The following is a 9,262-nucleotide window of genomic DNA, read 5'->3' as shown; positions in this document are numbered from 1 at the left end:
GCCGGGGCGCTGCAGAGCGCGATCTTCAACAGCGCCAACTTTTCGAGCATCGCCACCGACGCAAAGGGTGTGATCCAGATCTTCAACGTCGGCGCCGAGAAGATGCTGGGCTACGCCGCCGCTGACGTGATGAACAAGATCACCCCGGCGGATATCTCCGATCCGGAGGAACTGATTGCCCGCGCGGGGGCGCTCAGCGTCGAACTCGGCACTCCGATTACGCCGGGCTTCGAGGCCCTGGTGTTCAAAGCCTCGCGCGGCATCGAAGACATCTATGAGCTCACCTACATCCGGAAGGACGGGACGCGGTTTCCCGCGATGGTCTCGGTAACGGCGCTGCGTGACGCCCAGGACGTTATCATTGGCTACCTGCTGATCGGCACCGACAACACCGCGCGCAAGGAGGTGGAGGAGGAGCAGAAGAAGTCCGATCAGCGGCTGCGCGACCAGCAATTCTACACCCGCTCGCTGATCGAATCGAACATCGACGCCCTGATGACTACGGATCCGGCGGGCATCATCACCGACGTCAACAAGCAAATGGAAGCGCTGACCGGCTGCACCCGGGACGAACTCATCGGCGCCCCGTTCAAGGACTGCTTCACCGACCCGGCCCGGGCCGAGGCCGGCATCAAGCGGGTGCTGAGGGAGAAGTCGGTGACCGACTACGAGCTCACCGCCCGGGCCCGCGACGGCAAGCAGACGGTGGTCTCCTACAACGCCACCACGTTCTTCGACCGGAACCGCAAGCTTCAGGGGGTGTTCGCCGCCGCCCGGGACGTCACCGAGCGCAAGCGAGTCGAGGTGGAGTTGCAATTGGCGAAGGCGGCCGCGGAGAGCGCTAGTCGCACCAAGTCCGACTTCCTGGCCAGCATGAGCCACGAGATCCGCACCCCCATGAACGCGATAATGGGAATCGCCGACCTCCTGGCGAAGACGGCGCTGACGCCCGAGCAGCAAAAGTTCGTGCAGATTTTCCAGCGTTCCGGCGACAACCTTCTTAACCTGATCAACGACATACTCGATCTCTCGAAGGTGGAATCCTCCCAACTCGACCTGGAGCAGACCGGCTTTTCCCTGAGCGACCATCTGGAGAAGGTGATCGAGATGGTGGCCTCGCGAGCTCACGAGAAGGGCCTCACCCTCACCCGCGAGATCGGCCCCGGCGTCAACACCAATCTGGTGGGCGATCCGACCCGGCTTCGCCAGGTCCTGCTCAACCTGCTGGGCAACGCCATCAAGTTCACGCAGGCTGGCAGGGTCTCGCTGAAGGTGGAGCCGCACGACGATCCGACCGCCCCGATGGCTCTGCGGTTTGTCGTCTCCGACACCGGCATCGGCATCGCCGAGGACAAGCTCGGGCAGGTGTTCGAGCGCTTCACTCAGGCCGATTCCTCCACGACCCGCCGGTTCGGGGGCTCGGGCCTCGGGCTCACCATCTCGCGCCAGCTGGTAGAGCTGATGGGCGGCCGCATCTGGGTCAAAAGCGAGGTCGACAAAGGCAGCGTCTTTTCTTTTTCGCTGCCGTTTGAAACCTGGCGGGTCCCTGACCGGACAGTGGCGGCGCCGGTAGGGCCCCGCCCGGAGGCGCCGTTGCCGCCGCTGCGCATCCTGATGGCCGAAGACTCCCCGGACAACGCCGTCATTGCGCTCGCCTATCTCGAGGACACTCCCTACCGGATCGATGTGGCCGAGACGGGCCTTCGGGCCTGCGAAATGTTCAAGGAGGGCCGCTACGACCTAGTGCTCATGGACCGCCAGATGCCGATTATGGACGGTCTCGCGGCCACCCGAACGATCCGCGCCTGGGAGATCGAAAACGGCCGGCCGGCCACCCCGATCATTGCCCTGACGGCTTCCGCCCTCAAGGGCGACCGCGAGACCTGCCTGGCCGCCGGTTGCACCGCGTACCTGACCAAACCGATCAAGCAGGAGGTGCTGCTCCAGGCCATCAAGGATCACTCGATCGTCGGGGCGGGTTCAGAAGCGAAGGAGCGAGGGCGCGCGGACGCGACCTCGCATCCTATGGATCCAAGATATCGAGATTTGATCCCCGGGTACTTGGAGAATTGTCGCCGGACCTTCGCCACGTTGCTTGCGGCCGTGGCGAGTGAGGACTTCGAGACGATCACTTTTGTAGCGCATCAGATGAAGGGCTCGGGCGGTGCTTACGGATTCCCGGCGCTCTCGGACATTGGCGACGTTCTGGAGCAGGCGGCCGACGCCGCAGACTTGGACCTCTCACGAGCAGCGGTGGCCGATTTTGGCGCGTATCTGGATGGCGTCAGGCTGGCGTTGCACCCCTAGAAAAATCATGGCGAACCATGCCGATTAAGGCAGGCGCGAACCCTTGAGGCGAGCTGGGGAAAGGAAAAAGGCTTGGTGACATAGTCGGTGACCCCGGCTGCGAATCCGGCGCGAGTGCTTGGCTCGTCCGTTTTCGTCGTCAGCATCAGCACCGGAAGGCTCTTCGTCTCGGGCGTCGAGCGAAGCGCTGTCGTGACGGCCATCCCGTCCATCCCGGCCATCTTATAGTCGAGTACGACGAGATCGGGGATTTGCGAAGCGATCATCCGCAAGGCCTCGGGTCCGTTGCTCGCCGTGGTGACAATGTATTCCTCATCCTGTAGCGCACGCTCAATCAGAGCAAGCATGTCTGGCTGGTCGTCCACCACGAGGACGCGAAATCGTTGATGCAAGACATTCGGTTGCCCCGAGGCTGGCGCTACAAAAGGCGTTAAGACCTTAACCGGCTCCACCAGCAGTTCGCAGCCTTCATATGCGCAGAACACGTCGAGTCCCGTACCGCACTGGGTTGCCAGTGTGCGGGCCCTGTCTTCGATCTCGGCGACGAAGTGATCGTTGTGGTCTGGGTCATGATGGGTCAGTGCGAGGCGTCGCACACCCGCAGCTGCGCTCATTCGAACTGCGTAGTCGTAGGTAGAGTGGCCCCAGGTCTTCTTCGCGGGGTATTCCTCCGGCGTATACTGCGCGTCGTGGATCACGAGGTCCGCGCCCGCCATGAAATTCGCATGGCGGCGATCACCGTCGTGCAGGATCGATGCAATATGGCCGGGTTCGGCGTCGGCGCGCCACAGTCTATCCGAGAATGGCTCGTGGTCCACCAAGTATACGATCACGACCCCGTCGCCTTCAAGTCTGTAGCCCAAGGTCATAGCGGGGTGATTCAGATACTGTGCCGCGATCCGCAAACCGCCAATCGTTTGAATACCCTCACTCAGGTCGTTGTAGGTGATCGCGGCCGGCAACTGGTTCAGCTCAACGGGGAAATAGGTAAATTCCATTTGGCCAGCCAGCACATCGTGCAGAGATCGGCGCCCGCCTTCTGGTCCATAAATTGCCACAGAGTTACCAGGCACGAATAGGGGACTGAAAAAGGGAAAGCCCTGAATATGGTCCCAGTGCGTATGTCCAACGAGAATGTTGACGCTGATAGGCTTTTCATCCCGGCTCATGAGATCACCGGCTAGCCTGCGCGCGCCCGTTCCGCAGTCCAGGATCAGATGCGCACCGCTATTGGTGGTGACCTCGACGCACGACGTGTTGCCGCCGAAATGGATTGTGTCGGGCCCGGGAGTGGCTATCGATCCCCGCGTTCCCCAAAAACGTACTTTCATAATCCGGTCCTACCGAGGCAGTCGTTCATAGTCGCGACCCCGACGTTAGTAAGGGTGGTGCGATTCGCCGCCTCACCCCGGTCGACCGGCCTGGACGCCGGAGCGAAAGCACCGAGGCCGGTAACCAGAAGGGCCGCCAGTGTAAAGACAGCATAGGGCAGGGTCATCTCCACGTCGCAATACTCTCCGTCTCAAGCAGAGGCCAAATGCCGTCGACAACCAGCGCCGCCGTCCTGTGGCGCAGCAATTATCCGGAACTTTATTCTGATTAACGATCGCCCTCAAAGGCGTTGTCAGCAAGCTGCAGAGCAACGGGAACTGACACGCTAACTCGGCCGGCCCATAGCGAGGCCTTCCGTACCCCCTCGGTCGGGCTGCCGCGGTGGCGGCCGCCCGCGCACGGCCCGCTTCCGATGGCCGGCGGATATCTTGGCTGGGTGCTTTCATCTGTGGACGGCCCCTGCTCCGCAAGGGTGAGGTTGGGTTGGTGTGAGATCTGTCGGGTGCGGTCATTTGTCCGTCCTGTTGGCGCGGCGCTGACGGCCGCTGGCCCAGATAGAGTCCGCTGACCAGATCTCAGTCAGTCTATGGAGCTCAAGGCTCCGACAGCACCTCGGGTTGTCCTGTTCAGGCGGCCCGCGTTCACATTGTCATCATCAGTCCTTCTGCACCCCTTACAGCTCGCAGCGTGGGCCTCGGCCGCCGCGATCCTGATCAGGCCACGGCCAGCGGACGGTACACCTCGTCGCGCTTAAGGATGGCCCAGGCAATACGGGCCGTCTTGATGGCCATGGCGACGGTGACGACCTGGGTCGGCTGGTGCTCAAGCAGCGATCGGATTCAGCTGCCGGCCGCCACGGCGCCAGAGCGGGCCCTGCGGATCGCCCAGGTCGCGCCCACGACCAGCAGCTTGCGCAGATAGCCGAGCAGGTCCAAGTCGGCCTGGTTGGCACGGAGAATTTGGCCGTCAGCTCCGACGAGATGGAGCCCGATCGATCCCTGTTCGAAAAAGTCTTTGAGCGCAGTGATCGACTCGTCCGGCCAGCCCAATGTCGTGTCGTCGGTTTTTTCAGCCATCGGGGGCCTCGCTGCGGAAGCGCCCGGAGAGGCGCAACAACTTAATCAGGTCCCCCGACCTCGCCATTTTCTACCCCGCCTCGACTTCGATAGTCGAGCACCCACTCTGGGGTGAGAGCCGCCTGCCCACGCTTGGGTTATCACGTGCCAGTGGCCGGTTACGGTTCCGCCGGCAAGGGCCCTATGGCTGGTTCAATTGGTCGCTTGGGCGCGCGTGTCACGGCAACGGCTTGGTTGACGAAATAGCGGGCTAAGGCGGCGAACGTCCTTCAGATGCGCTCACGCTGTTACAAAACTTTCAAGGACGACCTCCAGTGCGTTTGCGTGCGCCTTCCGAACGCGCTCCAGTACGTGGTGGCAGGCGCGACCGTGCGCGTAGTCGTGATCCCTGCAGCCTCCCCGTGCTAGCTGACAGTGTCTTCCTTGAACCAGCGGCGGGCGGGCCATAGGGCGAGGGATGCGACGACCAGGACCGCGCTGCTGAGGACGATGGCCCAGCGGAGCCCGTCGGGGGCGCCCAGGCTGGCGGCGAGGCTGTCGCTGAGCGCGCCGATCATCAGCGGGCCGAGGCCCAGGCCGATGAGGTTCAGCGAGAAGGAATAGCAGGCCGAGGCGGTGGCCCGCGTGCGCGGCTGGACCAGGCCCTGGACAGCGGCGAACCCGCCCGGCCCGGCGACACCCATGAACAGCATTTGGCCGGACAGCAGCACCAGCGCCAGCAGCACGTTGTCGGCGAACATGGCCCCGAGGATGAAGGGGATGCGCAGGAGGCTCGCGACCAGTTTCACGGTAATGTAGTGGCGGAGGTCATGCCGCGCGAGATGGTCGGTTAGCCAGCCCCCCGCTAGGATTCCGACGACGCCCGTGACCCCGGTCGCAAGGCCGAGGGCCACACCCAGGAAGCCAGCCATGCCGAGGTTCAGGCCCGTGGCGAGCGACTGCAGCGCCTCGCCGTGGTTGCGGAAGAAGAAGGAGGCGTAGAAGGCGCTCTGGCCGTAGTTCACGAAGGAGATCAGGCCGCCGCCGAGTGTAATGAGGAGTAATGACTTCTTAGAGGCGATTTCGCGAAGGGCCTGCTTCAGGGGAATGGTCTGGGCGCCCGGCGCGGCGGCGTCGAAGTCAGGGAGGCGTCGCGGTTCGCGGATAGTGAAGGCGATGAAGCCCGCCAACGCCAGGCCGGGCAATCCCGCCATCATGAACGCCGCCCGCCACCCGTAAGCGTCCAGCACGAGCCCGCCCAGCGCCAGGCCGAGGAGGGAGCCCAGGGGCGCGCCGACCGAGAAGAAGGCGATCGCCGAGGCCCGCTTTTCGCGGGGCGCATAGTCGCTGATCAGTGAATGGGCCGGCGCCGTTCCGCCGGCCTCGCCGATGCCGACGCCAAGGCGTGCGACGAGCAACTGGGCATAATTCTGGACCAGGCCGGAGGCGACGGTGAAGGCGCTCCAGACCGCCATCGACACGGCGATGATCAGCGGACGGTTTCCGCGATCCGCCAGGCGCGCGATGGGAAGGCCGAGAGCTGTATAGAAGAGCGCGAAGACCACGCCCGTCAGGACGCCCAGCTGCCAGTCGGCCAAGGCGAAGGCCAGCTTGATGGGCTCGGCGAGGATTCCGAGAACCTGCCGATCCAGCAGGTTGAAGGTGTAGCTGAGCATCAGAAGCGAGAGCACGTAGCGCCGATAGGCCGGCGCCCCGCGAGCCACCGTCACACCGAGTCCGGCCGTTGTATCGATCGCCGCCATCGTTCCTGCCCCATGACCCCCGTGCTCCAGCTCGAATTGAGGTGTTCTCTCGCTGGCGCGTTTTCCGCCCGGAAAGGCGGAATTGAGCCGGAGAGGACGCTCTTCGAAGCCGACCCGGCTTGCATCCTGTTGAGATATGCTCCAATAGTGCTGTTATTGGGGAGTTAGTCAATGACGGAAACTGGCGCACTTGAGAGCCCTGGCCCGCTGGATGGTCTTCGCGTCCTGGAGATCGGCCACTACATCGCGGTGCCGCACTGGACGATGATGCTTGCGGACCAGGGCGCCGCCGTCAACAAGATCGCACCGCTCGACGGCGATCCGGCGCGGGTCGCGCTGCCGATGAGCGAGCACGGGGACAGCCTCTATTTCGCTTGTCACAACCGCCGCAAACGCAGCGTGGCGATGGACCTGCGGAACCCGCAGGCGCGGCCGGCGCTGGACGCGTTGCTGGCCTGGGCCGACCTCGTGGTGACGAACTATTCGGTCGGCGTGCCTGAGAAACTCGGGTTCGGCTACGACCACCTGCACGGGGTCAACCCGTCCGCCGTCATGATCCACATCACCGGCTTCGGTTCGACGGGCTCAAAGGCCAGATACCTCGCCTTCGACGGCGCGATCCAGGCCATGAGCGGGTTCTCAGATCTTACCGGCGAGCCGGGCAGGCCGCCGATGATGAGCCAGTTCCTGCTGGCCGATCACACCACCGGCGTGCACGCGGCCTATGCGGCGATGGCCGCCCTTTGGGGGCGCGCCCGGACGGGCGAGGGCCGCCTGGTCGAACTCAACATGCTGGACGTCATGACCTCATACCTCAGCGGCCACATCCCGGCGCGAGGCGCTCTCGGCCAGTCGCCGACGCGCCAGGGAACGGGCTCGGCCACCCGCTACGTCAACATGTTCCCGACCCTGGACGTGCCGATCTATGTGGCGCCGGTGACGCCCGGCATGTGGCGCGCCTTCTGCGGCCTGATTGGTCGGCCGGAATGGGCGGCAAGCGGCAAGGTCCCCAACGTCCTCAAGGACGTGGAGCTCACGGCCGCAGCCAATGAGGTCGCCAGCGCCTGGTTCGCGCACCAGACCTCCGCTGAAGCCATGGACAAGTTGCAGGCGGCGGGCGTCGTGTCCGGCGCCGCGCGCACGGTTGCGCAAATCTACGACGAGGCGGTCGCGACGGGCTCGCCGGCGGTGGCCTTCGTCGATCTGCCGCGCGGCGGGACGGCGCCGGTTCCGGGCCCAGCGTTCCGCCTGGGCCAGGCCGGAGGCGGCGCGGTTCCGGGCATGGGCGCCGACACCATCGCGGTGCTGCAGGCAGTCGGCTTCGACGCGGACGCCCTTGCCGGTCTGAGTGGCGCCGGCGTCATCGGGACACATCACTGACCTCGTTCGGACGAGGTCCATGCAGGTCAGGAGGTACGCGATGGGTGATTGGGCGCTGCGCCAGCAATTCCACACGGTGGTCACCTGCCGAGACATCGGCGAGTCGGTGGCGTTCTATGAGCTGCTGGGCTTTGAAATTCTGAGCGATCACCGGGACGTGGAGTGGCCGGACTCGCTGGCCGAGCTGCTTGGCCTGAAGCGTGCAAAGGGGCGGGGCGTGCTGATGGGGCTGCCGTCGGATCCCGGCGGGCCGATGCTCGACCTGGTGGAGTGGGTGGAGCCGAAGGCGGTCTTTTCGAACCCCGGCGAGGAGGTTCAGGGCGGCATGCGCAGGACGATCGCCTTCCACACGCGCGGCGTTCAGGCGGCCTTTGAGGCGCTGTCGGCCAAGGGCGTGCGGTTCACCTGCAGCCCGAAACCACAGCCCGAGGCGGGGGTGATCGCCGTCGCCTTCTGCTACGACCCCAGCGGCAACTTCGTCGAGCTGATCGAACTCGACCCGGGCCTGCTACACCCCCGCGTGAGGGCGTTGTCCTAGCTAGGCCTAGCGTCAGAGCCGATACCAACAGGGCCTTTCTGACCGCCGCCACCAAGCGTCTTTAGGGCCTCAATGCCGCTCTGTTATGAAACGCACCAATTAGATATTGAATAACACACCAATCTGTGTGAGTTGATAGCCCGGCGAGCCGAAGAGCTTCGCTTCAGAAGGGGGATCCGAAATGTCTGACCTAACGCACGTAGCGAATGCGCCCGCGGAACCGTCGAAGGCTCCCAGGCATCGCCTGCTCCTCAGCGTTTCGACTGTGATGCTTGCGGTCTGCCTTCTCGGGTCGCCCGCGACAGCCGCCGAGAGCGGCGCAACGATCGATGAGTTGATCGTGACGGCTTCGAAGCGCTCCGAAAACCTCCAGGACGTGCCGTTGTCGGTGGGGGCCTACACCGGAAACACCCTTCAGGAGCGCAACGTTTCCCAGTTGCAGGACCTGATGAAGCTCGACACAAGCGTCAACTTCAAGGCCTCGATCACGCCGAACTTCTCGGCGATCGCCATCCGGGGGGTCGGCACGGCGTCGTTCTCCAGCGGCATCGAGCAGAGCGTTTCGACCGTGCTGGATGGGGTAGTTCTCGCCGATCCGTCGGCGATCGCGACGCTTGCCGACATCGACCATGTGGAGGTGCTGCGGGGACCGCAGGGCATGCTCTACGGGAAGAACGCTTCCTCCGGCGTGGTAAGCATCTTCACCAGGAACCCCGTGCTCGGCCGGTTCGAGGGTGAGTTCCATGGTAAGTACGGCGAGAACAACGAGCAACTGGCACAAGGCATCGTCAATGTTCCGCTTGGTGAGACGCTGGCGGCGCGCGTCGTTGTCACGCACCGGCATCTCGATGGCTGGGTGACGGACCCGGTGCTGAACGGCAAGACGC

The 9,262-nt window shown here is 64.2% G+C and carries 6 protein-coding genes and 1 pseudogene; 4 read left to right on the top strand and 3 right to left on the bottom strand.

Annotated elements, in window-relative coordinates; genetic code table 11:
- Positions 1 to 2,307: PAS domain-containing hybrid sensor histidine kinase/response regulator (locus tag Q0R13_RS17150; protein WP_293906181.1), on the top strand; the 2,307-nt coding region annotated here is incomplete at its 5' end.
- Between the two features lie 5 nt (positions 2,308 to 2,312).
- On the opposite strand, the gene Q0R13_RS17145 is transcribed toward Q0R13_RS17150, so the two are convergent.
- The 3 genes and pseudogenes from Q0R13_RS17145 to Q0R13_RS17135 form a co-directional block, all read right to left on the bottom strand.
- Positions 2,313 to 3,638 carry a response regulator gene (locus tag Q0R13_RS17145; RefSeq protein WP_293906179.1) on the bottom strand — a complete coding sequence of 442 codons (1,326 nt, stop codon included), beginning with the start codon at positions 3,636 to 3,638 and terminating at the stop codon, positions 2,313 to 2,315.
- A gap of 714 nt (positions 3,639 to 4,352) precedes the next feature.
- A pseudogene (locus Q0R13_RS17140) lies at positions 4,353 to 4,562 on the bottom strand (IS110 family transposase); the annotation flags it as partial.
- 557 nt (positions 4,563 to 5,119) lie between these two features.
- Positions 5,120 to 6,457, bottom strand: coding sequence for an MFS transporter (locus Q0R13_RS17135; RefSeq protein WP_293906177.1), 1,338 nt, complete (start codon positions 6,455 to 6,457; stop codon positions 5,120 to 5,122).
- A gap of 171 nt (positions 6,458 to 6,628) precedes the next feature.
- Here Q0R13_RS17135 and Q0R13_RS17130 point away from each other — a divergent pair, with 171 nt between their 5' ends.
- The 3 genes from Q0R13_RS17130 to Q0R13_RS17120 form a co-directional block, all read left to right on the top strand.
- Entirely contained in the window at positions 6,629 to 7,837 is a 1,209-nt protein-coding gene (locus Q0R13_RS17130; RefSeq protein WP_293906175.1) for a CoA transferase, read from the top strand.
- Positions 7,838 to 7,877: 40 nt separating this feature from the next.
- The gene (locus Q0R13_RS17125; RefSeq protein ID WP_293906173.1) at positions 7,878 to 8,375 is read left to right on the top strand and encodes a VOC family protein; all 498 of its coding nucleotides are present in this window, start codon (positions 7,878 to 7,880) and stop codon (positions 8,373 to 8,375) included.
- A gap of 268 nt (positions 8,376 to 8,643) precedes the next feature.
- A partial coding sequence (locus tag Q0R13_RS17120; RefSeq protein WP_293906171.1) for a TonB-dependent receptor plug domain-containing protein occupies positions 8,644 to 9,262 on the top strand: 619 nt, incomplete at its 3' end.

Origin of the sequence: Phenylobacterium sp. (assembly GCF_025351295.1) — a bacterium.
Classification (GTDB): Bacteria; Pseudomonadota; Alphaproteobacteria; order Caulobacterales; family Caulobacteraceae; genus Phenylobacterium.
Note: the sequence above shows the minus strand (reverse complement) of the source record. Positions and strands in the feature narration are given on the sequence as shown.

What these genes read in the sequence shown, in the direction of transcription:
- Q0R13_RS17145 (WP_293906179.1), bottom strand. Translation starts at nt 3,638, where the DNA reads ATGAAAGTACGTTTTTGGGGAACGCGGGGATCGATAGCCACTCCCGGG.
- Q0R13_RS17135 (WP_293906177.1), bottom strand. Translation starts at nt 6,457, where the DNA reads ATGGCGGCGATCGATACAACGGCCGGACTCGGTGTGACGGTGGCTCGC.
- Q0R13_RS17130 (WP_293906175.1), top strand. Translation starts at nt 6,629, where the DNA reads ATGACGGAAACTGGCGCACTTGAGAGCCCTGGCCCGCTGGATGGTCTT.
- Q0R13_RS17125 (WP_293906173.1), top strand. Translation starts at nt 7,878, where the DNA reads ATGGGTGATTGGGCGCTGCGCCAGCAATTCCACACGGTGGTCACCTGC.